We start from the raw sequence: 25,900 nt of genomic DNA, 5'->3' as shown, positions 1-25,900 counted from the left end.
CCATGTTTACGAGGTCGACTATGCACATCCATATTCTCGGTATTTGCGGCACTTTCATGGGTTCGATGGCTGTCCTGGCCAAGGAGCTGGGCCATCACGTGACCGGTTCCGACGCCAACGTCTACCCGCCGATGAGCACGCAGCTGGAAGCCCAGGGCATCGAGCTGACCCAAGGCTATGACCCGGCGCAACTGGAGCCGGCGCCGGACTTGGTGGTCATCGGCAACGCCATGTCCCGTGGCAACCCAGCGGTGGAATACGTGCTCAACAAGGGCTTGCCATACGTGTCCGGGCCGCAGTGGCTGGCCGATCATGTGCTGCAGGGCCGTTGGGTCCTGGCCGTGGCCGGCACTCATGGCAAGACCACCACCAGCAGCATGCTCGCCTGGGTGCTTGAGCACGCGGGCATGAGCCCGGGCTTCTTGATCGGTGGCGTGCCGCAGAACTTCTCGGTGTCGGCGCGCCTGGGTGGCACGCCGTTCTTTGTGATTGAGGCTGATGAATACGACAGCGCGTTCTTCGACAAGCGCTCGAAATTCGTCCACTACCGACCACGCACGGCGATCCTCAACAACCTTGAATTCGATCACGCCGACATCTTCCCCGATCTGCCAGCCATCGAGCGGCAGTTCCACCATCTGGTGCGCATCATCCCCAGCGAAGGCCTGGTCATTCACCCGACCACCGAGCCAGCGTTGCAGCGGGTGATCGAGATGGGTTGCTGGACCCCGGTGCAAACCACCGGCGCGGGCGGGCAGTGGCAAGTGAAGTTGCTCAAGGACGATGGTTCGCAGTTCGAAGTGATGTTCGAAGGCGTGTCCCATGGCGTGGTCGAGTGGGACATGACCGGCCAGCATAACGTCGCCAATGCCCTGGCGACCCTGGCTGCGGCCCGCCATGTTGGCGTGGTGCCGTCCATGGGCATTGCCGCGTTGAGCGCGTTCAAGAGCGTCAAGCGCCGCATGGAGAAAGTCGCCGAAGTGCGCGGCATCACCATTTATGACGACTTCGCTCACCATCCGACCGCCATCGCCACCACCCTCGACGGTTTGCGCAAGCGTATCGGTGATGCGCCGCTGATCGCGATCATCGAGCCGCGTTCCAACTCCATGAAGCTCGGCGCCCACCGCGACGGCCTGCCGGAAAGCGTGGTCGATGCCGACCAGGTGATTTGGTACGCACCGGCCAACCTCGGCTGGGACCTGGGCGCCACCGCCGCGCTGTGCACGGTGCCGTCGATTGTCAGCGACTCCCTGGAAGGCATCATCGAGCGCGTGAAGAGCCAGGCCCAACCCGGCACTCATGTGGTGATCATGAGCAACGGCGGCTTCGGCGGCCTGCACGGCAAACTGGCCGAGGCGCTGAAATGAACACTCGCTTGGAAAGCAACGGCCCCGAACGCATCACGCTGGCGATGACCGGTGCTTCCGGCGCCCAGTACGGCTTGCGCTTGCTTGATTGCCTGGTGCGGGAAGACCGCGAGGTGCATTTCCTCATCTCCAAGGCGGCGCAGTTGGTGATGGCCACCGAAACCGACGTGACCCTGCCGCCCAAGACGCAAATGATGCAGGCCTTCCTCACCGAGTATACCGGGGCGGCGACGGGACAAATTCGTGTGTATGGCAAGGAAGACTGGATGTCGCCGGTGGCTTCGGGCTCCGGCGCGCCGGCGGCCATGGTGGTAGTGCCATGTTCCACGGGGACGCTGTCGGCGATTGCGACAGGGGCCTGCAACAACCTGATCGAACGGGCTGCGGACGTCACGCTCAAGGAGCGTCGCCAGTTGATCCTGGTGCCGCGGGAAGCGCCGTATTCGAGCATTCATCTGGAGCACATGCTCAAGCTGTCGAACATGGGCGTGACCATCCTGCCGGCCTCGCCAGGGTTTTATCACCAGCCACAGACCATCGATGACCTGATCGATTTCGTGGTCGCGCGGATTCTCAATCTGCTGAACATCCCCCAGGACATGCTGCCGCGCTGGGGCGAGCATCATTTGAGCATTGATGAATAAGCTGCTGATGGTCTTGCTGGCGCTGCTGCTGACCGGCTGCGCCACCGCCCGCACCCTCGACGCCGCCAAGCCCGGCGCGCCGGTGGTGTATGCGGGGACACGGCTGGATCTCTACGCGCTTAATGGCGGCTGCTGCGCCAAGGACCGCTTTGGTGCTGAAGCACCAAGCTACCCGGGTGTCGACCTGCCGGGCAGTGCGTTGCTCGATACCTTGTTGCTGCCGTTGTCGTTGTTTACGGCGATGGGTGTAGGGTTCCAAGCCACTGGCGGGCTATAAAAAACACCACGGTCCCCCCGTGGCGAGGGAGCTTGCTCCCGCTGGGCTGCGCAGCGGCCCCAAGCTTTTTGCTCTGATTCAAACCCGAAGGCGACTGCTGCGCAGCCGAGCGGGAGCAAGCTCCCTCGCCACAATAAATGTTCGACTTTGGATCGGTGGTGCGGCCTTCACGAGCTTGCCCGCGAAGGCGCCCGGCCAGGCCCCACACGCCTATTTGCCGAGCTTACGCAGCTCATCCGACTCCACCACCCTCACCCCGTCCTGTTCTTCCAGCGCCAGGCGCCACATGGCGCGGGCCAGTTGGCAGGCTTCGATGCCGTGGTATTTGCCCGGGATCAGTTTCGACAAGGGCCCGGCCAGTTGCTCGGCCAGGCGTGGTTCGACGCGCTCGCCCAGCAGCAGCGAAGGGCGGCAGATGGTCAACTGCGGCCAGTCCTGGGCCTTGAGGGCCGTCTCCATTTCGCCTTTGACCCGATTGTAGAAAATCGATGACTTGGCGTCGGCGTTCAGGGCGCTGATCACAATCAAATGCCGTGCCCCCAGTTCCCGGGCACGCTTGGCAAAGGCCACGACCAGGTCCAGGTCCACCGCGCGAAAAGCCTGTTCCGAGCCGGCCTGCTTGATCGTCGTGCCGAGGCAGCAAAAGGCGATGTCGACCTGGCCGCCGAGGCGGGGCAGTACATCGGCCGGTTCCCCAACCGGGTTTTCCAGGTGTGGATGTCTGGCCAATGGCCGACGGGTCGGCGCCAGTACTCGCGTGATCGTCGGCTCGCTGAGCAGCCGATCGAGCAAGTGTTCCCCGGTCAGCCCGGTGGCACCGGCGAGCAAAACATGCTGAGGCGTCAAGTACATAGTGTTTCCCCCTTGATACGGTTCAGCTTAGTTGCTCTTTTTGGCCTCGTCGTTCAATGCAGCACTTTGCAATGCTTTTCGCGCCTGTTGTTTGCGCAGCAGTCCCCAGTGGGAAAGCACCGTCCGGGGCGCCCATATCTGCGGCTCGGATGCTTCGAAATTGTCTGCCTGTTCCCGCTCGGCAACGATGCCCTTGGCCCGTTTGAAGGCTTGTTCCAAGTCATCGGTCTGGTTCAGCGCCTGGGCGAACAGCGCGTCGCCGAAGTAAGTGAAGTTGGCCTCTTCGGAACAGCCGAAGGACACCCGGTCGGCCCGGGAAGCGGTCATGATCAGCGTGCGTTCATCCTTGAGCGCCGGAATGAAACCGCCGGAATAGCACGCCGAGATCACCACGATCTTGTCGCGGTTCTTCAGCGGCGCCAGCACCACGGCCAGCTCGTCGGCGGGCAGGTCGGCCAGTTCCATGCGCGGTTGATCGAGCACCAATTCATGCTCGCTGGTGCCGTGGCTGGTCAGGTAGATGAAGATCAGGTCTTCCGGGCCGCTGCGTTCGGCCAGGGTGGCGGCGGCGCGGCGCAGGCTTTCGCGACTGGCCATGGGCCGGTCGCCGAGGTGATCGCGATGGTTGACCAGGCGAATCTGGCCGAACGCGCCAAAGCGGCTGGCGAGCATGTTGGCGACGTAGTCGGATTCGCGCAGGAACACGCTCTGCTTGCCGTCGCCGCCCAGGGTCAGGCTGTAGAGTTCTATCGCCGGGGTGGAAGCGGGAATGTTCGCCAGGGCATCGTCCAGCAGGCGGCCCTGGGCCAGAATGCCGCGTTCGAGCACATCCGGCAGCAGCCTGCCGTCGGCGTCGCGGATCCGCTGGCCGTTGGCCCAGGTGCCGCTTTGGACGGTGCCGTCGGTCAGCACCAGGGTGCCGCGCCCATGGTAGCTGTCGCTTTCGAACTGACCGACATAAAAGCTGCCATCGGGCAGGTTGAGTCGTCCCTCACCGGTGAAGCGCCATTCATTGAAGTGGCCAAGATAATGACTGCCATCGGCGCCGATCAATTCGCCCTTGCCGGTCAGCGCGCCATCCTTGAACTGGCCGATCCAGACATCGCCGTCGGCGTTTTCGTAACGCCCGCGACCGTTGAGCTGGTTGTTCTTGAAGCCACCGACATAAACATCGCCATCGGCGCTGTTGAAGGTGCCCTTGCCCTGGAGCTGGCCATCGACGAAGTGGCCGGTGAACTGGTTGCCGCTGGCATCGAAGCGTTGGCCTTCGCCGTTCGGCTTGCCGTTGACGAACGGACCTTGGTATTGGCTGCCGTCGTCGAGTTCGAGGCGCCCGAGGCCTGAGTACCGATCGGCCTTGAACTCGCCACGGTAGGTCATGCCGTTTTCCTTGAGCGTCCCTTCACCGTCCCGCCGGCCTTGCTTGAAGCTGCCGGTGTAGCTGCTGGTCGGCGTGGTCAGGCTGCCCTGGCCGTGGAACAGGCCTTGCTGAAATTGGCCGCGATAGACCTCGCCATTGCTGCCATGCCACTCCCCGGTGCCGTGCCACTGGCCTTTGTCGAACTGGCCGGCGTACCAGCTGCCGTTGGGGTAGTCGATGCGCCCCAGGCCTTGCAGCAGCCCGTCCACGAGGTCGCCGCGATAGCGTCCGCCATCGGGCAGGCGTGCGTCGGGGGGCAGCAGCGAATCGCCATCACCGCAGGCGGTAAGCAACAAAGTCAGGGTCAGGGGGACAAGTGTGCGCATAACAGGATCCAGTTAATCAGGCGACGAGTATGCCGCAGCTATGCGCGTTAGATATACAGAAGCGGTGCGAAACTGCCTGAGCGGTTTCGCCGCCGCGTGGGGCTAGACGAAGCAGAGCGACAGGGGCTCGGCGATGTAGGCGGGTTTTTCCGACCCTTCGATTTCCAGGGTGGCGGTGGCCTTGAGCAGCCATTGGCCGGGTTTTTTCTCGGTGACTTCCACCAGGTCGACCTTGAGCCGGACCTTGGAATCAACCTTCACCGGCTGGATGAAGCGCACGCTGTCCAGCCCGTAATTGACGACCATCTTCACGCCTTCGGGCAGGATCAGGATGTCTTCCATCAGCTTGGGCATCAGCGACAGCGACAGGAAACCGTGGGCGATGGTGCTGCCGAAAGGGGTCTGTGCAGCCTTGACCGGGTCGACATGGATGAATTGAAAGTCGCCAGTGGCTTCGGCGAACAGGTTGATGCGGTCCTGATCGATGGTCAGCCATTCGGAACGTCCAAGTTCCTTGCCGACATAATCCTTGAGCGCTGCAACGGGAACGTAGGGCATTGAGACTCTCCTTGGTTCATCTGTTTTGTCTTTTTTTGAAGCGGGGATCTGTGCCCCCGGAGAACCACTGTAGATCAACATGACGCGCGATGAAGGTCACCGACCATGCTTTTTACGAATGCCGACCCATAGCGCGGGCATGCTTATAATGCCGGCGCATTCTTTGAGTAAGCGTTGCAGGGGAGAGGACGGATGTTGCTACGGGGCCTGACCTGGCTGGTGCTGTTTCAATTGCTGGGCACTGCGATCAATCATTTGTTCTTGCCGGTATTGCCGGGGCCGATCATCGGCCTTTTGCTGTTGCTGGGTTATTTGATCATTCGCGGCGAAGTCGGCGAGCCCTTGAACCTGGCCGCCGCAAGCCTGCTGCGCTACCTGCCGTTGCTGCTGGTGCCGCCTGCCGTGGGGGTGATGGTCTACGCCCGGGCCATCGCCGCCGACTTCTGGGCCATTGTCGGTGCGCTGGTGTTGTCGCTGGTGCTGTCCATGGCGTTTACCGGCGTGTTGATGCAGCGCCTGTCCAGGCGTCACGCGCCTGCGCCGGAGGACGGCCAATGATCCTCGACTGGCAAGGCGCATGGAGTTCGGTGATCCATCATCCGCTGTTCGGCATCGGCATTACCCTGGGCGCCTACCAACTGGTGCTGGCGGCGTTCGAGAAGACCCGCTGGGTGTTCCTGCAACCGGTGCTGATGTCCATGGTGCTGCTGATCGGCGTGCTGGTCGGTTGCGGCATCAGCTACGCCGAGTACCGCAAGAGCACCGAGATTCTCAGCATCCTGCTGGGCCCGGCCACGGTTGCCCTGGCGGTGCCGTTGTATTTGAATCTGCGACGGATCCGGCAATTGTTCTGGCCGATTTTTACTACGCTGGTGATAGGCGGGGTGTTTGCCACCGGCTCTGCGGTGGCGCTGGGCTGGGCGTTTGGCGCCGAACACATGATCCTGATGACCATGGCGCCCAAGTCGGTGACTTCGCCGATTGCCATGCTGGTGGCTGAGCAGATTGGCGGCGTGGCGGCCATGGCAGCGGTATTTGTGCTGATCACCGGCGTACTCGGGGCGATTCTGGGCCCGAGCATTCTGAACAAGCTCGGTGTCCATAGTCCTGAAGCCCGGGGCATGGCCCTGGGGCTGACGGCCCATGCGGTGGGCACGTCGGTGGCGCTGCAGGAAAGCGAGGAGTCCGGTGCCTTCGCGGCGCTGGCGATGAGTCTGATGGGCGTGGCCACGGCGGTATTGCTGCCGTTGGTGGTGTCGATGACGGTCTAAGGAACTGGTTATGAACTTGCCGCTTTTCCCGTTGAACACCGTGCTGTTTCCTGGCTGCACGCTTGATTTGCAGATTTTCGAGGCGCGTTACCTCGACATGATCGGTCGCTGCATGAAAAAGGGCGAAGGGTTTGGCGTGGTGTGCATTCTCGATGGCGAGGAAGTCGGCAACGCGCCCGACGGCTATGCGCGGGTCGGTTGTGAAGCGCGTATCACTGATTTTTCCCAGCAGGAAAACGGCTTGCTGGGCATTCGCGTGCAGGGCGGGCGGCGTTTTATCGTGCACAGCAGCAGCGTCCAGCCGGATCAGTTGACGGTGGCTGAAGTCGAGTGGCTGGAGGAAGAGCCGGAACAGCCGCTGCAGGATGAAGACGCTGACTTGGTGGCGCTGCTCAAGGCCCTGGCCGAGCACCCGATGGTCGAAGCCCTGAACATGGGCACCGAAGCGACCGGCCAGCAGTCGTTGGCCAATCAACTGGCCTATCTGCTGCCGTTCAATGAATTGGACAAGATCGACCTGCTGCAACTCGACGATCCCCAGCAGCGCCTGGATGCGATCCAGGCTTTGCTGGATGAGTTGCAGGGCGAACTGTTCGCCTGAATCCATCCGTCCCTACTGTGGGAGCGGGCTTGCCCGCTCCCACATGGGGCGCCAACGCTTCGGCATCAATAGGCATACCGCAACATCGCATGCGGCAGGTGCCGCAGTGCAAAGAAGCTGAACACCGCCACCAGCGCCGGCAGGATCAACCACCAGATTTTCGGCGGCATGGCCGGCAGTGGCGCCTGGCGCTGGCTCAGCCACAGGACGGCGGCACAGACGCTGGCGGCGAGCACGGCCCCGGCGACGACATCGCTTGGCCAATGGGCCCCCAGATACACCCGCGACGAGGCAATCGCCAGCGCCGGCAAGCAGGCCAGCAGCAGCCAGGTCAGGCGCAGCCGTGGCGGTTGTCCACGCCCGGCCAGGATGGCGAGGCTCAGGAACAGCGCGAACGCCCCGGAGGCATGGCCGCTGGGCATGCTGTAGCTGGTCAATGGGTCGGTCAGGATCTCCGGGCGCACCCGGGCGAAGAAGTGCTTGCTGCCGGTGTTGGCCAGGGAAGTGAGCAGCATCGTGCCGCCGGCGAAGATTGCCTGGCGCCATTGGCGCGCCAACAGCAGCAGGGCGGTCAGCAGGGCGCTGAAGATCAGCATGTTGCGGAATTCGCCGATCAGCGTGAAGGTCACGGCGATTTCGTCCATCGTCGGGCTGCGATGCTCCTGGACCAGGGCCACCAAACCTTGGTCGAAGGCGGTCAGGTAGCGAAAGCCGATGAACAACCCGATCAGGATGACCAGGCCAATGCCTGCGATCAGCGCGGAGGCATGGCGATGACGCCGTAGGCTGCTGTTGACGCTCAAGCCGAGCATCACCGCGATACTGCCGATGACGACACCGGCCTGGGGCCAGAAACCCTCGGGCAACGGCAGCCGGAACGCTGCACCCGTGGCCCAGCCCGGCAGCAGGTAAGCCACGGTCCAGCCGGTTGCGGCCAACAGGCTGACGGCGGCGAAGCGCGGGAACGGCATGTCGCACATCCCAGCCACCATCGGCAGCATCGGTCTTAGCGGGCCGATAAAACGGCCGACCAGCAGGCTGGCGATACCGTAGCGCTGGAAATAGCTTTCCGCCGCGCTCATCCATTCGGGATGCTGGCGCAGGCCTGGCAGGCGGCGGATGTTCTGGTGGAAGTTCCGGCCCAGGAAATATGAAATCAGGTCCCCCAGCAGACCGCCGAGCAGGCCGAGCAGCAACGTCTCTCCCAGGGACAGCGCACCGCTGCCGGCCAGCACGGCGATGGCGAACAGCATCACGGTGCCGGGCACGATCAACCCGGCAATGGCCAGGCACTCCACACAGGCAACAATGAACACCGCCACCGCCAGCCATTGCGGGTTGACGCTCAGCCAGCCGGTGATGCTATCGAGCCATGGGCCCATAAAGACAACTCCATTGAATATTGATCGGCATGCAGTTTTCTGTGTGAGCGAGCCTGCTGTGAATGAAAATTCAAGATTACTGAAGATTCAAACTGTGGGAGCGGGCTTGCTCGCGAATGCGGTGTGTCAGATAAATCAATGTCAACTGACACACCGCATTCGCGAGCAAGCCCGCTCCCACAGGGGGATGCGGTATTTCATCAGGGCAGCAAAAAATAATCGCGCCCTTCGACCTGCCCACGACGTAATGGGTTGCGGGTGCACCACGGTGCGTAGGCCGCGTCGACGAAGCGATAGAGCAGATGTTCGTCCCGGCCCAGGGGGATGCCCAGGCGGGTGGTCTGGATCACGTTGACTGTCGGCACGTCCACGTCTTCCACCAGCAAGCGCTCGGGGTCGAAGCGTTTGGCGTCCCAGTCTGGCACTTTCAGCCCCAACGCCTTGCACAGCAAGGTCTGGCCGGCGCAGAGCTTCTGCGGTGTGCGCGGCCGCCCTTGGGCGTCGGGGTTGTTCAACAGCATCTGCGCCAGGCTCGCCGGGCCGCTGATGCTATCGACCCACGGATACGCCGATTTGATCAGCACCGCGTTGCCTGGGCCCTGGGCGCTGAAGTTCAACGAATCGCCGCCCCGGGCGTAGTACATATAGATGTGGCCGCCATCCAGAAACAAAGCCTTGCGTTTTTCTGTGTAGCCCAGCGAGGCGTGGCTGCCCTTTTCGGCGAAGTAATACGCTTCGGTCTCGATGATTCGCGCACTCAGCCACAAATCGCCGACTTTGTGGCGGATGACTTTGCCCAGCAGGTCCCGGGCGAGCACTTGGGCATCGCGATCGAAAAAAGCGTGGGGCAGGGCGTTCGGCGGACGAGGTGAGTCGGTCATGTCGATGGATGAGGAGCGGCCAAAGGAAGCGCGATGATAGCAATGGAAAGCTTAATCGCCGCTGAACAGTGACAATTTCCCAAGGATTTGCTCCTCCGCCGGTCACCACCGTGAGTCCATGCTGTTAGTCCAGGGTTACGACAGCTATAATCTGCCGCTTTCCTCTTTGCCAAGACCACACAGACCATGACTGAGTCCGTTCTTGACTACATGACCCGCCTGGGTCGCGCCGCTCGCGAAGCGTCGCGCATCATCGGCCGTGCCAGCACCGCGCAGAAAAACCGCGCCTTGCAAGCCGCCGCCAATGCGCTGGACGCTGCTCGCGCCGAGTTGACCGCCGCCAACGAACTGGACCTGGCCGCCGGCCGGGCCAATGGCCTGGAACCGGCCATGCTCGAGCGCCTGGCGCTGACCCCGGCGCGTATCGACGGCATGATCGTCGGTCTGCGTCAGGTCGCGGCGCTGCCGGATCCGATCGGCGCGATCCGTGACATGAGCTACCGGCCGTCGGGCATTCAGGTTGGCAAAATGCGCGTACCCCTGGGTGTGGTCGGGATCATCTACGAATCACGGCCGAACGTGACCATCGACGCCGCAAGCCTGTGCCTGAAGTCCGGCAACGCGACCATCCTGCGTGGCGGCTCCGAGGCGATTCATTCCAACCGCGCCATTGCCGCCTGCATCCAGCGCGGCCTGGCCGAGGCCAACCTGCCGGCCGCCGTGGTGCAAGTGGTGGAAACCACTGATCGCGCCGCCGTCGGTGCGCTGATCACTATGCCCGAGTTCGTCGACGTCATCGTCCCGCGCGGTGGCAAGGGCCTGATCGAACGGGTCAGCCGCGACGCCCGCGTGCCGGTGATCAAGCACTTGGACGGCATCTGCCACGTCTATGTCAGCGCCCACGCCGAACTGCCGAAGGCCCAGCGCATCGCCTTCAACGCCAAGACCTATCGTTATGGCATCTGCGGTGCGATGGAAACGTTGCTGGTGGACCAAGCCGTCGCCCAGGACTTCCTGCCGCCGATGGCCGCCCAGTTCCGCGAAAAAGGCGTCGAGCTGCGTGGTTGCGAGCGTACCCGGGCGATTATCGACGCTGTGACCGCCACTGAAGAAGACTGGAACACCGAGTACCTCGCGCCGATCCTGTCGATCCGCGTGGTCGACGGGCTGGACCAGGCCATCGAGCACATCAACCGCCATGGCTCGCACCACACCGACGCCATCGTCAGCGAACACCAGGGTGAAACCCGGCGTTTCGTGGCCGAAGTGGACTCGGCGTCGGTGATGATCAACACCCCGACCTGTTTCGCCGATGGCTTTGAATACGGATTGGGTGCCGAGATCGGCATTTCTACTGATAAGCTGCACGCCCGCGGCCCGGTGGGCCTCGAAGGCCTGACCTGCGAGAAGTACATCGTGGTCGGTGATGGCCAGTTGCGCGGACAGGAGCCGGCCTGACTTGGGCGACCTCGACCCGTCAGCCGCAGTGACGACAACCCCGCCCCGGCGCATCGGTATCCTGGGCGGCACGTTCGACCCGGTGCATATCGGGCACTTGCGCGGTGCGCTGGAGGCCGCTGACGCCCTGGCCCTCGATGAGTTGCGCCTGACGCCCAGCGCCAGGCCGCCGCATCGGAACACGCCGCAGGTGTCGGCGCAGGATCGCCTGGCAATGGTCGAGTGCGCGGTGGCCGGTGTGGCGCCGTTGGTGGTGGACGCCCGCGAATTGCAGCGGGACAAGCCGTCCTACACCATTGATACCCTGGAGCTGATGCGTGCCGAGCTGGCCGCTGATGCCCAGGTTTTTCTGCTTCTGGGCTGGGACGCATTTTGCGGCCTGCCCACTTGGCATCGCTGGGAAGAGTTGCTCCAGCATTGCCACATCCTGGTGCTGCAACGCCCGGATGCCGACAGCGAGCCGCCGGATGCCTTGCGCAACCTGCTGGCGGCACGCTCGGTGAGCGACCCGCTGGCCCTCAAAGGGCCGAGCGGACAGATTGCATTCGTCTGGCAGACGCCGCTCGCGGTATCCGCCACCCAGATCCGTCAACTGCTGGCCAGCGGTAAGTCGGTACGTTTCCTGGTGCCCGACGCGGTCCTGGCCTACATCGATGCGCACGGGCTTTACCGTGCGTCGAACTGAAAAAGGTGCGCTTCAAGGCACGTGAATGCGTGTAGCGAAGCGCCCGAACATACGAGCAAAACGAGTTTTATATGACTGACAAAGACGTAAACAAAGTAAAGCGCAAAGGCACGTTCAAAAGCGCCCCGCTGCCCGTGGAAGTTCATACCGGCGTGGCACTGGTCGGTGAAGAACTGGTCAAGGTTGCCGTAGCGGCCCTGGAAGACGTCAAGGCCCAGGACATCCAGGTGATCGACGTTCGTGAAAAGCAGAGCATCACGGACTACATGATCATCGCCACCGGTACCTCCAACCGCCAGATCGGCGCGATGCTGGACAAGGTCCGCGAAGCGGTCAAGGCCCAAGGCGTCAAGCCGCTGGGTGAAGAAGGCAAGGGCGACAGCGACTGGGTGTTGCTGGATATGGACGACGTCATCGTCCACATGATGACCGCCTCGGCGCGCCAGTTCTATGACCTGGAGCGCCTGTGGGCCGGTGCCGAGCAGAGCCGTTCGGCGAGCGCTGCGCACCACAGCCCGGAAAACACCCATGAGCATTTCACCAAGCTCAACAAAGACCAGCAATAAGGGTTCGCTGTGCGACTGCGCCTGATCGCCGTCGGTTCTCGCATGCCCAAATGGGTGGAAGAAGGCTGGCATGAATATGCCAAGCGTCTTCCGTCCGAGCTGGCGCTGGAACTGGTGGAAATTCCGCTCAATACCCGTGGCAAGAACGCCGACGTGGCGCGCTTTATCCGCCAGGAAGGCGAGGCCATGCTGGCCAAGGTCGGGCCGAACGAGCGGATCGTCACCCTCGAAGTCCATGGCAAGCCCTGGAGCACCGAGCAACTGGCGGTGGAGCTCGATCGCTGGCGATTGGACTCGCGCACGGTCAATTTCATGGTCGGTGGCCCGGAAGGGCTGGCGCCGGAAGTCTGTGCCCGGGCCGATCAGCGCTGGTCGTTGTCGCCGTTGACGTTGCCGCACCCACTGGTGCGGATCCTGATCGGCGAACAGTTGTATCGTGCCTGGACAGTCCTGTCCGGGCACCCTTACCACAAGTAATCCTGCCCTCATGCCCCAGCCGATCCGCATCAAGGACCACGAAAAAGACGCCCGCCTGGTGCGAGGCCGCGTCGTGTTCGGCGCTATAACGGTGGTGACGCTGATCGGCGTGCTGATCGCGCGGTTGTATTTCCTCCAGGTGATCCAGTACGAGTATCACTCGACGCTGTCGGAAAACAATCGAGTGCATGTGCAACCGATTCCGCCGACCCGCGGGCTCATTTTCGACCGCAACGGCGTGGTGGTGGCGGATAACCGGCCCAGCTTCAGCCTGAGCATGACCCGCGAACGCTCCGGCGACTGGCAGCAGGTGCTCGATGTGATCGTCGAAGTGCTGCAACTGACCCCCGAGGACCGGGCGATCTTCGAGAAGCGCATGCGCCAGGGGCGCCGGCCATTCGAGCCGGTGCCGATCCTGTTCGAGCTGACTGAAGAACAGATCGCCCTGATCGCCGTGAACCAGTTCCGCCTGCCCGGCGTCGAGGTGGTGGCGCAACTGGTGCGGCATTATCCCCAGGGGCCACACTTCGCCCACTCGGTGGGCTACATGGGACGGATCAACGAGAAAGAGCTCAAGACTCTCGATCCGGTCAATTACAGCGGCACCCACCATATCGGCAAGACCGGCATCGAGCGTTTCTACGAGCCCGAATTGCACGGGCAGGTGGGTTACGAAGAGGTCGAGACCAACGCCCGCGGGCGCGTCTTGCGGGTCCTCAAGCGTACCGATCCGATTCCCGGCAAGGACATCGTCCTGAGCCTGGACATCAAGCTGCAAGAGGCCGCCGAAGCGGCGCTGGGCGGGCGCCGTGGCGCTGTGGTGGCGCTGGATCCGAACACCGGCGAGGTGCTGGCGATGGTCAGTCAGCCGAGTTTCGACCCGAACCTGTTCGTCACCGGCATCAGCTTCAGGGCCTACGCCGAGCTGCGCGATTCCATCGACCGGCCGCTGTTCAACCGGGTGCTGCGCGGCCTCTATCCGCCGGGCTCGACCATCAAGCCGGCCGTGGCGATTGCCGGGCTGGACTCCGGCGTGGTGACCGCGTCGAGCCGGGTCTTCGATCCCGGCTACTACCAACTGCCGAACTATGACCACAAGTACCGCAACTGGAACCGCACCGGCGACGGCTATGTGGACCTGGAAACGGCGATCATGCGTTCCAACGACACCTACTTCTATGACCTGGCCCATAAGCTGGGAATCGACCGACTGTCGTCGTACCTGGGCAAGTTCGGCATCGGCCAGAAAGTCTCCCTGGACATGTTCGAAGAATCGCCCGGCCTGATGCCGTCTCGGGAATGGAAGCGCGCCACCCGGCGCCAGGCCTGGTTCCCAGGTGAAACCCTGATTTTGGGGATCGGCCAGGGCTACATGCAGGCCACGCCTTTGCAGCTGGCCCAAGCCACGGCGCTGGTGGCGAGCAAGGGCAAGTGGTATCGCCCGCACTTGGCCAAGACCATCGAAGGGCAGAAACCGGTGGACCCGGACCCGATGCCGGACATCATCCTGCGCAACCCGTCGGACTGGCAGAAGGTCAACAACGGCATGCAGCAAGTGATGCACGGCGCCCGAGGCACCGCTCGCAAGGCAGCCATCGGCTCGCCCTACCGAATTGCCGGCAAGAGCGGTACGGCCCAGGTCGTCGCGATCAAACAGGGCGAGAAATACGACCGCTCCAAGGTTCAGGAACGCCACCGCGACCACGCCTTGTTCGTCGGCTTCGCCCCGGCCGACAACCCGAAGATTGTCGTGGCGGTGATGGTCGAGAACGGCGAGTCCGGTTCCGGCGTTGCGGCTCCGGTGGTGCGTCAGGTCATGGACGCCTGGTTGCTGGATGAGCACGGCCAGCTCAAGCCGGAATACGCAAGCCCCACCACTGCGGAGGCTACGGCCCGTGAAGAATAATTTCGACCGGATCCTCTCCAGCGAAGACGTGATGCGTCGGCGTGCCACGCTGTTGCAGCGCATGCACATTGACGGCCCGCTGCTGATCCTGTTGCTGATCCTGGCCGCCGGCAGTCTGTTCGTGCTGTATTCGGCCAGCGGCAAGAGTTGGGATTTGCTGATCAAGCAAGCCACTTCGTTCGGCATCGGCCTGGTGTCGATGATCGTCATCGCCCAGCTCGAGCCGCGCTTCATGGCGCGCTGGGTGCCGCTGGCCTATGTCGTGGGCGTGAGCCTGCTGGTGGTGGTGGACGTGATGGGCCACAACGCCATGGGCGCCACCCGCTGGATCAACATCCCCGGGGTGATTCGCTTCCAGCCTTCGGAATTCCTCAAGATCATCATGCCGGCGACCATCGCCTGGTACCTGTCCAAGCGCACCTTGCCGCCGCAGCTCAAGCATGTGTGCATCAGCCTGTTGCTGATCGGCATCCCGTTCATCCTGATCGTGCGCCAGCCGGACCTTGGCACGTCGCTGCTGATCCTGGCCGGCGGCGCCTTCGTGCTGTTCATGGGCGGGTTGCGCTGGCGCTGGATTCTCAGCGTAGTCGCCATTGCCGTACCGGTGTCGGTGGCCATGTGGTACTTCGTGATGCACGACTACCAGAAGCAGCGCATCCTCACGTTCCTCGACCCGGAGAGCGATCCGCTGGGCACCGGCTGGAACATCATCCAGTCCAAGGCGGCCATCGGTTCCGGCGGGGTGTTCGGCAAGGGCTGGCTGATGGGCACCCAGTCGCACCTGGACTTTTTGCCGGAAAGCCACACCGACTTCATCATCGCGGTGATGGGCGAGGAGTTCGGCCTGGTGGGCATTTGCGTGCTGCTGCTGATCTACCTGTTGCTGATCGGCCGGGGCCTGGTGATTACCGCCCAGGCCCAGACGTTGTTCGGCAAGTTGCTGGCGGGCAGCCTGACCATGACGTTTTTTGTTTATGTTTTCGTCAACATCGGTATGGTCAGTGGCCTGTTGCCGGTGGTGGGGGTGCCGTTGCCCTTCATTAGCTACGGAGGAACTTCGCTGGTGACACTACTGTCAGCGTTTGGGGTCTTGATGTCGATCCATACCCATCGCAAGTGGATCGCACAGGTTTGAATAAGGTGAAGAGTTCAATGCAAGCAATGCGTGGCTGGTCGACGCGATACGCGCCTTGGATCGGCCTGGTCGGCTTCCTCGGCGGTGCGCCGCATGCCTCGGCGGGCGAATACGAAGGTTCGCCGCAGGTGGCCGAGTTCGTCGGCGAAATGACCCGCGACTACGGTTTCGCCGGCGAACAGCTGATGGGGGTGTTCCGCGAGGCCGAGCGCAAGCAGTCGATCCTTGATGCAATCTCCCGGCCGGCCGAACGGGTCAAGCAGTGGAACGAGTACCGGCCGATGTTCATCACCGAGGCGCGCATTGCCCGGGGCGTGGACTTCTGGCGCCAGCACGAGGCCGCCCTGGCCCGTGCCGAGCAGGAGTATGGCGTGCCGGCCCAGGTCATCGTGTCCATCATTGGCGTCGAGACCTTTTTTGGCCGCAACACCGGGAATTTCCGGGTGATCGACGCGCTGTCGACCCTGGGCTTCGATTACCCGCCACGGGCCGAGTTCTTCCGCAAGGAGCTGCGTGAATTCCTGCTGCTGGCCCGCGAAGAACAAGTCGACCCGCTGACCCTCAAGGGCTCCTACGCCGGAGCCATGGGCTTGCCGCAGTTCATGCCCAGCAGTTTTCGCGCCTATGCGGTGGACTTCGACGGCGACGGCCACATCAATATCTGGAACAACCCGACCGATGCCATCGGCAGCGTCGCCAGCTATTTCAAGCGCCATGGCTGGGTGGCCGGCGAGCCGGTGGTCAGCCGCGCCGACGTGCGTGGCGACCAGGTGGACGAGGGTTTGACCGAGGGCATCGAGCCGACGAAAACCGTCGGGGAGTTGCGGGCGTTGGGCTGGTCGAGTCATGATGCGCTGCGTGACGACATGCCGGTCACCGCGATGCGCCTGGAAGGCGAACAAGGGCCTGAGTACTGGATGGGCCTGAAGAATTTCTACGCGATTACGCGTTATAACCGCAGCGTGATGTACGCCATGGCTGTATATCAACTGTCTGAAGAGCTGGTCAAAGCACGGGGCGTCAAATAATGCGGGCATTGCCTACCTATCAACCCCTGAAGCTCGTGGCATTGGCCGCGTTGTCGTTGCTGGTCGTAAGTTGTACGACCAGCCGCGCGCCGGCCCAGAAAAACTCCACCGCCGTGCGTGCTACGCCGGGCCTGGACATCAACCGGGCCCACAAGGATGGCGCGCCGTGGTGGGACGTCGATGTCTCGCGCATTCCTGACGCCACGCCGACCCTGCACACCGGCCCCTACAAGGCCAACCCGTACACGGTACTGGGCAAGACCTATTTCCCGCTGTCCGATTCCAAGCGTTATGTCGCTTCGGGGACGGCGTCCTGGTATGGCACCAAGTTCCACGGCCAGAACACCGCCAACGGCGAGGTGTATGACCTGTATGGCATGAGCGCGGCCCACAAGACGTTGCCGCTGCCCAGCTATGTGCGGGTGACCAACCTGGACAACAACAAGAGCGTGATCCTGCGGGTCAATGACCGTGGGCCGTTCTATTCCGACCGCATCATCGACCTGTCGTATGCGGCGGCGAAAAAGCTGGGTTACGCTGAAATCGGCACCGCGCGGGTCAAGGTCGAAGGGATCGACCCGCAGGAATGGTGGGCCCAGCGTGGCCGTCCGGCGCCTTTGATGCTCAACGAGCCGAAAGTGGCGCAAAATGCCGCGCCGACCGTGACGGCGTCCACCGGCACGGTCGAACAATGGACGCCACCGCCGCAGCAACACGCCGCGGCCGTAGTGCCTGTGCAGTTGGACGCAAAAAAAAACGCTTCTGCAACAGCGTCTGGCCAGTATCTGCAGGTGGGCGCGTTCGCCAACCCGGACGCTGCCGAGCTGCTGAGGTCGAAGCTCAGCTCGATGGTGAGCGCGCCGGTGTTCATCAGCTCGATCGTGCGCAACCAGCAGACTCTGCATCGGGTGCGCCTGGGACCGATCGGTTCTCCGGGTGAAGTCCAGCAGGTACAGAACAGCGTGCGACTGGCCAATCTCGGTTCGCCGAGCGTGGTCACCGCCGAGTAATTGATTGAGGCCCGCTTGTGGTCGGAGCGGGTCAGGTTGTTGGCTCCATGAATAACAAAAGCCCGGCAAGGGTTGTGAGTGAGCAACTTAAATACGCGGCAGCTCGTTAGAAAGCTGCCTGTTAGTTTTGCCTTCGGGCAGTCCCATTAGCGATTTCGAGAGACGGATGAACATCACCACCTTTGCCAAACGCCTTTGCCTGCTAGTCCCGCTGCTGCTCTCACCCGCCGCGTTCGCGGTCGAGATGATGCCAGCGCCCCCTCAACTGGCCGCCAAATCCTTTGTGCTCATGGACGCCAGCAGCGGCGAGGTGCTGGTAGAGAACAACGGTGACCAGCGCCTGCCACCGGCCAGCCTGACCAAACTGATGACCGCGTACATCGCCACCCTGGAGATCCGTCGTGGCCAGATCGGTGAAAACGATCCGGTGACCGTCAGCGAAAACGCCTGGCGTACCGGCGGTTCGCGGATGTTCATCAAGGTCGGCTCGCAAGTCACCGTCAGCGACCTGCTGCATGGCATCATCATCCAGTCCGGTAACGACGCCAGCGTTGCCCTGTCCGAGCACATCGCCGGCAGCGAAGATGCATTCGCCGACATGATGAACAAAACCGTCGCCGACCTGGGCATGACCAACAGCCACTTCATGAACCCCACCGGCCTGCCGAACCCCGAGCACTATTCCTCGGCGCACGACATGGCGCTCCTGGCGCGGGCGATCATCCACGAAGACCCGGCACACTACGCGATCTACTCCCAGAAGGAATTCTTCTGGAACGGCATCAAGCAGCCTAACCGCAACCTGCTGCTATGGCGCGACAAGACCGTCGATGGCCTGAAGACCGGTCACACCGACGAAGCCGGCTACTGCATGGTGTCTTCGGCTGTGCGCGACGGCATGCGCCTGATTGCAGTGGTCTTCGGCACCAGCAGTGAAGTGGCCCGTGCCGCCGAGACTCAGAAGTTGCTGACTTACGGTTTCCGCTTCTTCGAAACCCAGACCTTCTACCAGAAGGGCACCGAACTGGCCCAGGCCCAGGTCTGGAAGGGCACCAGCAATCAGGTGAAGGCCGGTTTGGCCCAGGACCTGACCATGACGCTGCCCAAGGGCCAGCTCAAGAAGCTCGCTGCCAGCATGACCATGAATCCACAACTGACCGCTCCCATCGCCAAGGGCGACGTGATCGGTAAAGTCGAAGTCAAGCTGGACGACAAAGTGGTGCACAGCGCTGACCTGATCGCTCTGGACGCGGTCGAGGAAGGTGGTATCTTCCGCCGCATCTGGGATAGCATCCGTCTATTCTTCTACGGCTTGTTCAACTGATCGAAGTGTTGACCTGCATGGCCCCGTTTCCACCCGGAGCGGGGCCATGTGCGTTACCACGGCTTACGAGGCCGTTACGCCATGACAGACTCTGAAGTAAAGGCGCCAAAAATCGAGTTCCCCTGCGCGGATTACCCCATCAAGGTGATCGGCGACACCGGTGTGGGCTTCAAGGACCGGATCATCGCGATCCTTGAAAAGCATGCCACCGTTGACCACAAGACCCTGGCCGAGCGCCAGAGCACCAACGGCAAGTACACGACCATCCAGCTGCACATCATCGCCACCGGTCAGGAACAGCTCTACGACATCAACAGCGAGCTGCGAGCGACCGGTTTCGTGCACATGGTGTTGTGATGCCGGGCACGCTGGGCTTTCGCGAGCTGGGCCAGATGGCTTACGAACCGGTCTGGCATGCCATGCAGCGCTTCACGAACGAACGCGGCACCACCGCCGACGATGAAGTCTGGCTGGTGGAGCACCCGTCGGTGTTCACCCAGGGCCAGGCCGGCAAGGCCGAGCACCTGTTATTGCCGGGGGATATCCCGGTGGTGAAGGTCGACCGGGGCGGGCAAGTGACCTACCATGGCCCCGGCCAGTTGGTCGCCTATCTGTTGCTGGATGTGCGCAAGCTGGGCTTCGGCGTGCGAGAGCTGGTCACGCGCATGGAAACGTGCCTGATCGAGCTGCTGGCCAGCTACGGCGTGACAGCGGCGGCCAAGCCGGACGCGCCGGGCGTCTACGTCGATGGGGCGAAGATCGCTTCCCTTGGGTTGCGGATCCGCCACGGCTGTTCGTTTCACGGCCTGGCGTTGAACGTGGACATGGACCTTTCGCCGTTTCGACGGATTAATCCCTGTGGCTACGCGGGGCTGGCGATGACCCAGCTGCGCGATCACACAGGATCGATTGAATTTGCCGAGGTAAGTGCCCGGCTGCGCGCGCAGCTCGTCAAACACCTCGACTATGCTGAGCAGACGACCCTCACGGGCGGAATCGACTGATATGACTACTGATGCAGTGCAAACCATAATCCCGACGCAGGACGTCACCGAACGTCCGGCCCCGCGTGCCAAGGTAGAGGCCGGCGTCAAGCTGCGCGGCGCCGAGAAGGTTGCACGCATCCCGGTCAAGATTATCCCGACCACCGAACTGCCGAAGAAACCCGACTGGATCCGCGTGCGCATCCCGGTTTCCCCGGAAGTCGACCGCATCAAGGCCCTGCTGCGCAAGCACAAGCTGCACAGCGTCTGTGAAGAAGCCTCCTGCCCGAACCTGGGCGAATGCTTCTCCGGCGGCACCGCCACGTTCATGATCATGGGCGATATCTGCACCCGTCGCTGCCCGTTCTGCGACGTCGGCCACGGCCGTCCGAAGCCACTGGACGCCAACGAGCCGGAAAGCCTGGCCATCGCCATTGCCGACCTGAAGCTCAAGTACGTGGTCATCACCTCGGTGGACCGCGACGACCTGCGTGACGGCGGTGCCCAGCACTTTGCCGACTGCATCCGCGAGATCCGCAAGCTGTCGCCGAACGTGCAGTTGGAAACCCTGGTGCCCGATTACCGTGGCCGCATGGACATCGCCCTGGAAATCACCGCCGCCGAGCCACCGGATGTGTTCAACCACAACCTGGAAACCGTGCCGCGTTTGTACAAGGCTGCGCGTCCGGGTTCGGACTACCAGTGGTCGCTGACCTTGCTGCAGCGCTTCAAGCAGATGATGCCGCATATTCCGACCAAGTCTGGTTTGATGCTGGGCTTGGGTGAAACGGATGAGGAAGTTATCGAGGTCATGAAGCGCATGCGTGAGCATGACATTGACATGTTGACCTTGGGCCAGTACTTGCAGCCTTCGCGTAGTCACTTGCCGGTGCAGCGGTTTGTGCATCCGGATACCTTTGCCTGGTTTGCGGAGGAGGGGTACAAGATGGGCTTCAAGAATGTGGCTTCGGGGCCGTTGGTGCGGTCTTCGTATCATGCGGATGAGCAGGCTAAGTTGGTTAAGGCTGAGCTGCTGGGGGCCTGATTTTTGTTGGGTGGTGGTTTTGGGGTGGTGTGAATATCCGTTGCTGCGGTAACGGCTGCTTAGGGTTCCGCTCTTACAGCGGGTCAATTTTGGAAAAGCGCCAAAAGTAACCAAAAACGCTTTGCCCCACCACTCGGTGCCTCGCTTAGGCTCGGCATGCCCTCACTCCGGCATCCATGCCGAGGTGCCCACTGCGCAATGCCTGCGTTCGGCCAGCGTGGTTAACGGGGCGCCCAGATCAACGTCCTTCGCGAGGCGGCCTTAGAGCCGACCTGGTTCTTGGTGGGGACCGCGTTTCTCCTGTGGGAGCGGGCTTGCTCGCGAAAGCGGTGTATCAGTTTGTGATGATGTTGGATGTGCCGACGCCTTCGCGGGCAAGCCCGCTCCCACAAGTTTTTGTGTCGTGTGCAGAGGTTGTGAACAGCCGCAATTCCATGTGAGAGCGAGCTTGCTCTCGATGGCGGTGGTTCAGCCACATAGATGCTGGAAGTGCTCGGCTCTTGCTTTGCTTTGCTTTGCTTTGCTTTGCTTTGCTTTGCTTTGCTTTGCTTTGCTTTGCTTTGGATCTTGATCTTGATCTTGATCTGGGCGCCCCGTTAAACCACGCTGGCCGAACGCAGGCATTGCGCAGTGGGCATCCCGGCATGGATGCCGGGATAGCCGCGCTGGGCCATGGATGGCCCTTCGCGGCGGCCCACGGAGCAATGCCTGCGTTCGGGCATGCCGAGCCCTAGCGAGGCACCGAGTGGTGGGGCAAGAGCGTTTTGGTTACTTTTCGCCGGGCCGCGCAGGCTTTTCAAAAGTGACCCGCTGTAAGAGCGGAACCATAAGAAGCCGTTACCGCAGCAACGGATATACACACATAAGCACGACTCAAACCGGGAGATGCATGGATGACCGTCCGCCCCACCCACACCCTATCTCCACATCACTCCGTCCCAGCACTCCCCCCCGAGGGCCTGATCGCCGTAATAGCCCCCGCCGGTCCCGCCCCCCTGGACACAGAAAAAGCCATCCAATGGATGCACGCACGAGGCCACGGCCTACGAATCCTCCCAGGCGTCTATGAAAAAAACGGCTATCTCGCCGGCACCGACGAAGCACGCCTCAACGATCTCCACACCGCCTTCGCCGACCCAGAAATAAAAGCCATCATTTGCCTACGCGGCGGCTACGGCACCCCACGCCTGCTGGATCGCATCGACTTCGAACTCCTGAAACGCAACCCCAAGCCCTTCGTTGGCTACAGCGACATCACCGCCCTGCACCTGGCCATCAGCCGTTATGCCGGGTTCGTCACCTTCCACGGCCCGCTGCTCAACGCCGATCTCCTGGGCGACAAGGAACCCCCCACCGTCACCTCGTTTTTCAACATGCTGCGTGGACAAATAAAGGCCGGCAGCACGCTGAACCATCCCGCCGAATACCCGTTGACCACCGTCGAACCTGGCATCGCCCAGGGTCGCCTGTTGGGGGGCAATCTATCGATGATTGCCGCGACCATGGGCACGCCTTATCAGATCGACGCCGAGGGCGTGATCCTGTTCATCGAAGACGTCAACGAACCGCTGTATCGCATCGACCGCTTGCTGACGCAACTGCGCCTGGCCGGCACGTTGGCGAAGCTGCGTGGCGTGTTGGTGGGAGATATCGCTGGGGTGGATATCGAGGCGTTGAACCGGTTGCTCAAGCAGACCTTCGAGCCATTGCGCATTCCGGTGCTGTCCGGCTGGCGCAGCGGGCACTGCGATCCGAACCTGACCTTGCCCATGGGGGCGCTGGTGAAGCTCGATGCGGGGGAAAAGCTGCTGGTGTTGGAGCAGGATGTGGTGGTCAGCCGCTAGTGATGCGTTGTCTGGAAGTCTGTCATCGCGAGCAGGCTCGCTCCCACAGGGAACCGCGTTCCTTCAGAGGAGTACGGTCCAACTGTGGGAGCGAGCCTGCTCGCGATGATGTCAGCTGCCATAAGGCGATCTAGCGGTTACGCAGCCCTTCCAGCAACTGGTGCGTCGGGTAGCCATCCGCCGGCCAGCCGAACGACTGCTGGGCGCTGCGGATCGCCTTGCGCGTGTTGGCGCCGATGATGCCGTCCGGGTTGCCGGCGTCGTAGTTATGCTTGCCCAGGAGTGTTTGCAGCTCGATGCGTTCGCTGCGGCTCAGGGGCAGGTCGTCTTTTGGCCATTGGCCGTAGACCAACCCCCCACCGTCGAAACGTTGCGACAACAGGCCAACCGCCAGGGCGTAGGAGGACGAGTTGTTGTACTTGAGGATGGCGCGGAAGTTATCGAACACCAGGAACGCGGGGCCGCGGTGCCCGGCGGGCAACAGCAGGGCCGCCGATAGCTGTGCTTGATCGGGGGCTGTGGGTAAGCCGCCGTATTCCGAAACGCCCAGTCGTATCCATTCGGACACAGGCTTGCGGAGGGTGCCATCGGCCAATGTGTAGTCGAAGCCCTCCTTGAGCGAGACCTCGAACCCCCACGGTTGGCCGCGTTGCCAGCCCGAGCTTTGCAGGTAATGCGCGGTCGAGGCCAGGGCGTCGGTGGAGCTGCCCCAGATGTCACGGCGCCCGTCGCCGTCGAAATCCACCGCATGGGTGTTATAGGTGGTCGGAATGAATTGGGTCTGGCCCATGGCGCCGGCCCAGGAGCCGAGCATTTTCTCTGGGGCGATATCGCCCTGCTGCAGGATTTGCAGCGCAGCGATCAGCTGCGCCTGGGCAAAACCGGGGCGGCGGCCTTCATACGCCAGGGTCGCCAGGGAGTTGATCACCGACTTGTTACCCTGGAATTGACCGAAGTTGCTTTCCATGCCCCACACCGCGACCAATGCCTGGCGGTCGACGCCATAACGCTGCTCAATGCTTTGCAGGATTTGCGCGTTCTGTTGCAGCAGGGCTTTGCCTTTGCTGACGCGCAGCGGTGACAGCGCGCCGTCGAGGTATTCCCACACCGGCCGGGTGAATTCCGGCTGGCTGCGGTCGGCCTTGATCACGCTCATGTCCGGGCTGACGCCGATAAAGGCGCGGTCGAAGAGGTCGGCGCGGATCCCGGCGGCCAATGCTTCCTTGCGAAACCCGGCCTGCCATTCGGCGAAGGTCTGGGTGGGCGCAATGGCCAGGTCTTCACCGCTCGGTACCACAGGCGGCACGATGGCCGGCGCGGTCACGGCAGGGACGGTCTGGAGCGGTTGGGCATCGGCGGCGGTAGGTTTTTCGGCGCAGGCGACAAGCAGGGCGACGCTTGCGGCAACGATCATCTGGCGCAGTGGCCAGCGACGGGAAAGACAAAAGGGCATGCACGGGTCCAGAAATACAAATCAGGTGCTGACCTTATCATGCGAAAGGGGTGTAGGGCTTGTCCGGGTGTTTCAAGCTGCCACAAAGCAAGAAGCCTCCCAGTTGTCAGACTGGAAGGCTTCGCGGCGGTAGCTGCCTTTGCCCTTGTTGGGTCGTTCCTGGCGGCTGCGGAACAAGGGCTGGGCGATGATGGACTTGGCCTTGTTGGGGCCATGCTTGGATGGCTTCTTGCTCATGCTGGGTTCTCTCGTGGGGTGGGTTTTGCGGGGCAAATGATGGGGCAGAGTTGGGCAGCTGTCCAGTCCCTGCACAGAAGCCCTCTGGCCTGAAGAGAGTGTTTATTCAGCAGGCAACGCCAGCCGTTGGCCGGCCATCAACAGCGACAACCGACTGAGGCTCATCCACGGTGAACCGGCGGCCTGGCCCTTGATCTGCGCATCGATGCGCTGGGCTTCGAGCAGCAATTGCGCCCAGCGTGACGCCGAATAGCGTTGCAAGGCCTTGCTCATCAATGGCTTGCGCTTGTCCCATACCGGTGGACGGGCTTGGCTGAAGGCTTTGTCCAGCGGGACGCCTTGGCTGTATTGCAGCGACAGGTTGGCCAGCAGGCGCAGCTCCCGGGCCAGGGCCCAGAGGATAACCGGTGGCTCGACGCCTTCGCCTCGCAGGCCTTCGAGCATGCGCAGGGCGTGGGCGGCTTCGCCGTTGAGGATTGCATCGGTCAGCCCGAAGACATCGAAGCGCGCACTGTCGGCCACGGCGGCCTGGACCGTTTCCACGGTGATCTGCCCGCCCTCGGCCATCAGCTTGAGCTTTTCGATTTCCTGGGCGGCGGCCAACAGGTTGCCTTCGACCCGGGCGGCGATCAGCTCTACTGCGTCCTGGCTGGCCGAGAGACCGGCCTGGGACAGGCGCTGGCGGATCCAGCTCGGCAACTGGCTGACGTCCACCGGCCAGATCTGCACGAACTGGGTCTGTGGGCCTTCAACCAGGGCCTTGCCCCATTTGGTCTTCTGCGCACTGCCGTCGAGTTTCGGCAGGCTGATGAGCAGCACCGTATCCTCGGCAGGGCGCGAGCAGTATTCGATCAGCGCGGCGGCCCCTTTGTCACCGGGCTTGCCGGAGGGCAGGCGCAGTTCCAGCAGGCGTTTCTCGGCGAACAACGACATGCTTGCCCCCGCCTGCAGCAGGGTGCCCCAGTCGAAACTGGCGTCGGCGGCGAATACCTGGCGTTCGTCGAAGCCTTGCTGGCGTGCGGCGCTGCGGATGGCGTCGGCGGCTTCCTGGCACAGCAACAGGTCATCGCCGCTGATGATGTAGACCGGCGCGAGGGCACCTTGCAGGTGTTTACCGAGTTGGGCGGGGGCGAGCTTCATAAGGGCAGGCGAGCGGGGCGCTTGAGC

Annotated in this window: 28 protein-coding genes; 19 read left to right on the top strand and 9 right to left on the bottom strand. The window is 62.6% G+C overall.

Translation table 11 applies throughout. The features are described 5' to 3' along the window. Window positions 1-20: 20 nt before the first annotated feature. Genes mpl through PFLQ2_RS04150 form a run of 3 tightly spaced genes read left to right on the top strand, consistent with a single transcriptional unit; the run spans window position 21 to window position 2,291 of the window. Window positions 21-1,370 (top strand): UDP-N-acetylmuramate:L-alanyl-gamma-D-glutamyl-meso-diaminopimelate ligase, encoded by a 1,350-nt coding sequence (gene mpl, locus PFLQ2_RS04140; RefSeq protein ID WP_003185815.1) that lies wholly within the window; start codon window positions 21-23, stop codon window positions 1,368-1,370. After that, complete coding sequence (gene ubiX, locus PFLQ2_RS04145; RefSeq protein ID WP_003185813.1) at window positions 1,367-2,014, top strand: flavin prenyltransferase UbiX; 648 nt, start codon at window positions 1,367-1,369, stop codon at window positions 2,012-2,014. Before mpl ends, ubiX begins: the two co-directional genes overlap by 4 nt. Continuing rightward, on the top strand, window positions 2,007-2,291 hold the full coding sequence (locus tag PFLQ2_RS04150; RefSeq protein ID WP_003185810.1) for a YceK/YidQ family lipoprotein: 285 nt from the start codon (window positions 2,007-2,009) through the stop codon (window positions 2,289-2,291). Before ubiX ends, PFLQ2_RS04150 begins: the two co-directional genes overlap by 8 nt. A 210-nt stretch (window positions 2,292-2,501) precedes the next feature. Here the strand turns inward: PFLQ2_RS04150 and PFLQ2_RS04155 are convergent, their stop codons facing one another. The 3 genes from PFLQ2_RS04155 to PFLQ2_RS04165 form a co-directional block, all read right to left on the bottom strand. Next, window positions 2,502-3,143 (bottom strand): oxidoreductase, encoded by a 642-nt coding sequence (locus PFLQ2_RS04155; RefSeq protein ID WP_003185808.1) that lies wholly within the window; start codon window positions 3,141-3,143, stop codon window positions 2,502-2,504. Window positions 3,144-3,170: 27 nt separating this feature from the next. Continuing rightward, entirely contained in the window at window positions 3,171-4,889 is a 1,719-nt protein-coding gene (locus PFLQ2_RS04160; RefSeq protein WP_003185806.1) for a C13 family peptidase, read from the bottom strand. Between the two features lie 102 nt (window positions 4,890-4,991). Next, window positions 4,992-5,447 (bottom strand): MaoC family dehydratase, encoded by a 456-nt coding sequence (locus PFLQ2_RS04165; protein WP_003185804.1) that lies wholly within the window; start codon window positions 5,445-5,447, stop codon window positions 4,992-4,994. Between the two features lie 192 nt (window positions 5,448-5,639). On the opposite strand from PFLQ2_RS04165, the gene PFLQ2_RS04170 reads away from it, so the two are divergent. Genes PFLQ2_RS04170 through PFLQ2_RS04180 form a run of 3 tightly spaced genes read left to right on the top strand, consistent with a single transcriptional unit; the run spans window position 5,640 to window position 7,319 of the window. After that, entirely contained in the window at window positions 5,640-6,005 is a 366-nt protein-coding gene (locus PFLQ2_RS04170; protein ID WP_003185802.1) for a CidA/LrgA family protein, read from the top strand. Continuing rightward, a complete protein-coding gene (locus PFLQ2_RS04175; RefSeq protein ID WP_003185800.1) occupies window positions 6,002-6,718 on the top strand; it encodes an LrgB family protein in 717 nt (238 codons plus the stop codon). Before PFLQ2_RS04170 ends, PFLQ2_RS04175 begins: the two co-directional genes overlap by 4 nt. A 10-nt stretch (window positions 6,719-6,728) precedes the next feature. Continuing rightward, a complete protein-coding gene (locus tag PFLQ2_RS04180) occupies window positions 6,729-7,319 on the top strand; it encodes an LON peptidase substrate-binding domain-containing protein (protein WP_003185797.1) in 591 nt (196 codons plus the stop codon). A gap of 65 nt (window positions 7,320-7,384) precedes the next feature. On the opposite strand, the gene PFLQ2_RS04185 is transcribed toward PFLQ2_RS04180, so the two are convergent. Next, complete coding sequence (locus PFLQ2_RS04185; protein WP_003185795.1) at window positions 7,385-8,701, bottom strand: bifunctional DedA family/phosphatase PAP2 family protein; 1,317 nt, start codon at window positions 8,699-8,701, stop codon at window positions 7,385-7,387. 200 nt (window positions 8,702-8,901) lie between these two features. Continuing rightward, window positions 8,902-9,582: a DNA-3-methyladenine glycosylase gene (locus PFLQ2_RS04190; RefSeq protein WP_003185793.1), complete on the bottom strand. Its 681-nt coding sequence runs from the start codon at window positions 9,580-9,582 to the stop codon at window positions 8,902-8,904. Between the two features lie 186 nt (window positions 9,583-9,768). On the opposite strand from PFLQ2_RS04190, the gene PFLQ2_RS04195 reads away from it, so the two are divergent. The 12 genes from PFLQ2_RS04195 (at window position 9,769) to lipA (ending at window position 21,199) form a co-directional block, all read left to right on the top strand. Beyond that, the gene (locus tag PFLQ2_RS04195; protein ID WP_003185790.1) at window positions 9,769-11,040 is read left to right on the top strand and encodes a glutamate-5-semialdehyde dehydrogenase; all 1,272 of its coding nucleotides are present in this window, start codon (window positions 9,769-9,771) and stop codon (window positions 11,038-11,040) included. Continuing rightward, the gene (nadD, locus tag PFLQ2_RS04200; protein WP_033046300.1) at window positions 11,009-11,725 is read left to right on the top strand and encodes a nicotinate-nucleotide adenylyltransferase; all 717 of its coding nucleotides are present in this window, start codon (window positions 11,009-11,011) and stop codon (window positions 11,723-11,725) included. Before PFLQ2_RS04195 ends, nadD begins: the two co-directional genes overlap by 32 nt. A 71-nt stretch (window positions 11,726-11,796) precedes the next feature. After that, window positions 11,797-12,291, top strand: coding sequence for a ribosome silencing factor (gene rsfS / locus PFLQ2_RS04205; protein WP_003185787.1), 495 nt, complete (start codon window positions 11,797-11,799; stop codon window positions 12,289-12,291). A 9-nt stretch (window positions 12,292-12,300) separates the two neighbouring features. After that, complete coding sequence (gene rlmH, locus PFLQ2_RS04210; protein WP_003185785.1) at window positions 12,301-12,768, top strand: 23S rRNA (pseudouridine(1915)-N(3))-methyltransferase RlmH; 468 nt, start codon at window positions 12,301-12,303, stop codon at window positions 12,766-12,768. Window positions 12,769-12,778: 10 nt separating this feature from the next. Next, on the top strand, window positions 12,779-14,674 hold the full coding sequence (gene mrdA, locus PFLQ2_RS04215) for a penicillin-binding protein 2 (protein WP_003185779.1): 1,896 nt from the start codon (window positions 12,779-12,781) through the stop codon (window positions 14,672-14,674). Window positions 14,675-14,705: 31 nt separating this feature from the next. Continuing rightward, on the top strand, window positions 14,706-15,809 hold the full coding sequence (gene rodA / locus PFLQ2_RS04220; protein WP_050551607.1) for a rod shape-determining protein RodA: 1,104 nt from the start codon (window positions 14,706-14,708) through the stop codon (window positions 15,807-15,809). Window positions 15,810-15,826: 17 nt separating this feature from the next. Continuing rightward, complete coding sequence (gene mltB / locus PFLQ2_RS04225) at window positions 15,827-16,837, top strand: lytic murein transglycosylase B (RefSeq protein WP_003185776.1); 1,011 nt, start codon at window positions 15,827-15,829, stop codon at window positions 16,835-16,837. After that, on the top strand, window positions 16,837-17,847 hold the full coding sequence (locus PFLQ2_RS04230) for a septal ring lytic transglycosylase RlpA family protein (protein ID WP_003185774.1): 1,011 nt from the start codon (window positions 16,837-16,839) through the stop codon (window positions 17,845-17,847). Before mltB ends, PFLQ2_RS04230 begins: the two co-directional genes overlap by 1 nt. A 166-nt stretch (window positions 17,848-18,013) precedes the next feature. After that, a complete protein-coding gene (locus PFLQ2_RS04235) occupies window positions 18,014-19,171 on the top strand; it encodes a D-alanyl-D-alanine carboxypeptidase family protein (protein WP_003185773.1) in 1,158 nt (385 codons plus the stop codon). 81 nt (window positions 19,172-19,252) lie between these two features. Beyond that, window positions 19,253-19,528, top strand: a complete 276-nt coding sequence (locus tag PFLQ2_RS04240; RefSeq protein ID WP_003185772.1) for a DUF493 domain-containing protein — start codon at window positions 19,253-19,255, stop codon at window positions 19,526-19,528. Next, complete coding sequence (gene lipB, locus PFLQ2_RS04245) at window positions 19,528-20,175, top strand: lipoyl(octanoyl) transferase LipB (protein ID WP_003185771.1); 648 nt, start codon at window positions 19,528-19,530, stop codon at window positions 20,173-20,175. Before PFLQ2_RS04240 ends, lipB begins: the two co-directional genes overlap by 1 nt. Window position 20,176: 1 nt before the next feature. Continuing rightward, a complete protein-coding gene (gene lipA, locus PFLQ2_RS04250; protein ID WP_003185770.1) occupies window positions 20,177-21,199 on the top strand; it encodes a lipoyl synthase in 1,023 nt (340 codons plus the stop codon). Between the two features lie 596 nt (window positions 21,200-21,795). On the opposite strand, the gene PFLQ2_RS30865 is transcribed toward lipA, so the two are convergent. Further along, window positions 21,796-21,921, bottom strand: coding sequence for a hypothetical protein (locus PFLQ2_RS30865; protein ID WP_256572709.1), 126 nt, complete (start codon window positions 21,919-21,921; stop codon window positions 21,796-21,798). A 171-nt stretch (window positions 21,922-22,092) separates the two neighbouring features. Between PFLQ2_RS30865 and PFLQ2_RS04255 the strand changes: the two genes are divergently transcribed. Beyond that, window positions 22,093-23,043 (top strand): S66 peptidase family protein, encoded by a 951-nt coding sequence (locus PFLQ2_RS04255; protein ID WP_003185769.1) that lies wholly within the window; start codon window positions 22,093-22,095, stop codon window positions 23,041-23,043. Between the two features lie 130 nt (window positions 23,044-23,173). Here the strand turns inward: PFLQ2_RS04255 and PFLQ2_RS04260 are convergent, their stop codons facing one another. From PFLQ2_RS04260 to holA, 3 genes are all read right to left on the bottom strand, one after another. Continuing rightward, window positions 23,174-24,496 (bottom strand): lytic murein transglycosylase, encoded by a 1,323-nt coding sequence (locus PFLQ2_RS04260; protein ID WP_003185767.1) that lies wholly within the window; start codon window positions 24,494-24,496, stop codon window positions 23,174-23,176. Window positions 24,497-24,568: 72 nt separating this feature from the next. Then, window positions 24,569-24,733 (bottom strand): alternative ribosome rescue factor ArfA, encoded by a 165-nt coding sequence (gene arfA, locus PFLQ2_RS04265; RefSeq protein WP_003185764.1) that lies wholly within the window; start codon window positions 24,731-24,733, stop codon window positions 24,569-24,571. Window positions 24,734-24,835: 102 nt separating this feature from the next. Further along, window positions 24,836-25,873, bottom strand: coding sequence for a DNA polymerase III subunit delta (gene holA / locus PFLQ2_RS04270; RefSeq protein ID WP_003185761.1), 1,038 nt, complete (start codon window positions 25,871-25,873; stop codon window positions 24,836-24,838). Window positions 25,874-25,900: the final 27 nt, after the last annotated feature.

It is taken from the genome of Pseudomonas fluorescens Q2-87, assembly GCF_000281895.1.
Classification (GTDB): Bacteria; Pseudomonadota; Gammaproteobacteria; order Pseudomonadales; family Pseudomonadaceae; genus Aquipseudomonas; species Aquipseudomonas fluorescens_S.
The sequence above is the reverse complement of the archived record's forward strand: the minus strand, read 5'-3'. Positions and strand labels throughout refer to the sequence as shown.

What these genes read in the sequence shown, in the direction of transcription:
- PFLQ2_RS04150 (WP_003185810.1), top strand. Translation starts at nt 2,007, where the DNA reads ATGAATAAGCTGCTGATGGTCTTGCTGGCGCTGCTGCTGACCGGCTGC.
- PFLQ2_RS04155 (WP_003185808.1), bottom strand. Translation starts at nt 3,143, where the DNA reads ATGTACTTGACGCCTCAGCATGTTTTGCTCGCCGGTGCCACCGGGCTG.
- nadD (WP_033046300.1), top strand. Translation starts at nt 11,009, where the DNA reads ATGGCCAGTTGCGCGGACAGGAGCCGGCCTGACTTGGGCGACCTCGAC.
- PFLQ2_RS04190 (WP_003185793.1), bottom strand. Translation starts at nt 9,582, where the DNA reads ATGACCGACTCACCTCGTCCGCCGAACGCCCTGCCCCACGCTTTTTTC.
- PFLQ2_RS04160 (WP_003185806.1), bottom strand. Translation starts at nt 4,889, where the DNA reads ATGCGCACACTTGTCCCCCTGACCCTGACTTTGTTGCTTACCGCCTGC.
- PFLQ2_RS04240 (WP_003185772.1), top strand. Translation starts at nt 19,253, where the DNA reads ATGACAGACTCTGAAGTAAAGGCGCCAAAAATCGAGTTCCCCTGCGCG.
- mltB (WP_003185776.1), top strand. Translation starts at nt 15,827, where the DNA reads ATGCAAGCAATGCGTGGCTGGTCGACGCGATACGCGCCTTGGATCGGC.
- PFLQ2_RS04175 (WP_003185800.1), top strand. Translation starts at nt 6,002, where the DNA reads ATGATCCTCGACTGGCAAGGCGCATGGAGTTCGGTGATCCATCATCCG.
- lipA (WP_003185770.1), top strand. Translation starts at nt 20,177, where the DNA reads ATGACTACTGATGCAGTGCAAACCATAATCCCGACGCAGGACGTCACC.
- PFLQ2_RS04260 (WP_003185767.1), bottom strand. Translation starts at nt 24,496, where the DNA reads ATGCCCTTTTGTCTTTCCCGTCGCTGGCCACTGCGCCAGATGATCGTT.
- mpl (WP_003185815.1), top strand. Translation starts at nt 21, where the DNA reads ATGCACATCCATATTCTCGGTATTTGCGGCACTTTCATGGGTTCGATG.
- PFLQ2_RS04165 (WP_003185804.1), bottom strand. Translation starts at nt 5,447, where the DNA reads ATGCCCTACGTTCCCGTTGCAGCGCTCAAGGATTATGTCGGCAAGGAA.
- rodA (WP_050551607.1), top strand. Translation starts at nt 14,706, where the DNA reads ATGCGTCGGCGTGCCACGCTGTTGCAGCGCATGCACATTGACGGCCCG.
- PFLQ2_RS04170 (WP_003185802.1), top strand. Translation starts at nt 5,640, where the DNA reads ATGTTGCTACGGGGCCTGACCTGGCTGGTGCTGTTTCAATTGCTGGGC.
- PFLQ2_RS04235 (WP_003185773.1), top strand. Translation starts at nt 18,014, where the DNA reads ATGAACATCACCACCTTTGCCAAACGCCTTTGCCTGCTAGTCCCGCTG.
- PFLQ2_RS04230 (WP_003185774.1), top strand. Translation starts at nt 16,837, where the DNA reads ATGCGGGCATTGCCTACCTATCAACCCCTGAAGCTCGTGGCATTGGCC.
- PFLQ2_RS30865 (WP_256572709.1), bottom strand. Translation starts at nt 21,921, where the DNA reads ATGCCCGAACGCAGGCATTGCTCCGTGGGCCGCCGCGAAGGGCCATCC.
- PFLQ2_RS04255 (WP_003185769.1), top strand. Translation starts at nt 22,093, where the DNA reads ATGACCGTCCGCCCCACCCACACCCTATCTCCACATCACTCCGTCCCA.
- PFLQ2_RS04185 (WP_003185795.1), bottom strand. Translation starts at nt 8,701, where the DNA reads ATGGGCCCATGGCTCGATAGCATCACCGGCTGGCTGAGCGTCAACCCG.
- holA (WP_003185761.1), bottom strand. Translation starts at nt 25,873, where the DNA reads ATGAAGCTCGCCCCCGCCCAACTCGGTAAACACCTGCAAGGTGCCCTC.
- arfA (WP_003185764.1), bottom strand. Translation starts at nt 24,733, where the DNA reads ATGAGCAAGAAGCCATCCAAGCATGGCCCCAACAAGGCCAAGTCCATC.
- rsfS (WP_003185787.1), top strand. Translation starts at nt 11,797, where the DNA reads ATGACTGACAAAGACGTAAACAAAGTAAAGCGCAAAGGCACGTTCAAA.
- PFLQ2_RS04180 (WP_003185797.1), top strand. Translation starts at nt 6,729, where the DNA reads ATGAACTTGCCGCTTTTCCCGTTGAACACCGTGCTGTTTCCTGGCTGC.
- lipB (WP_003185771.1), top strand. Translation starts at nt 19,528, where the DNA reads ATGCCGGGCACGCTGGGCTTTCGCGAGCTGGGCCAGATGGCTTACGAA.
- mrdA (WP_003185779.1), top strand. Translation starts at nt 12,779, where the DNA reads ATGCCCCAGCCGATCCGCATCAAGGACCACGAAAAAGACGCCCGCCTG.
- ubiX (WP_003185813.1), top strand. Translation starts at nt 1,367, where the DNA reads ATGAACACTCGCTTGGAAAGCAACGGCCCCGAACGCATCACGCTGGCG.
- PFLQ2_RS04195 (WP_003185790.1), top strand. Translation starts at nt 9,769, where the DNA reads ATGACTGAGTCCGTTCTTGACTACATGACCCGCCTGGGTCGCGCCGCT.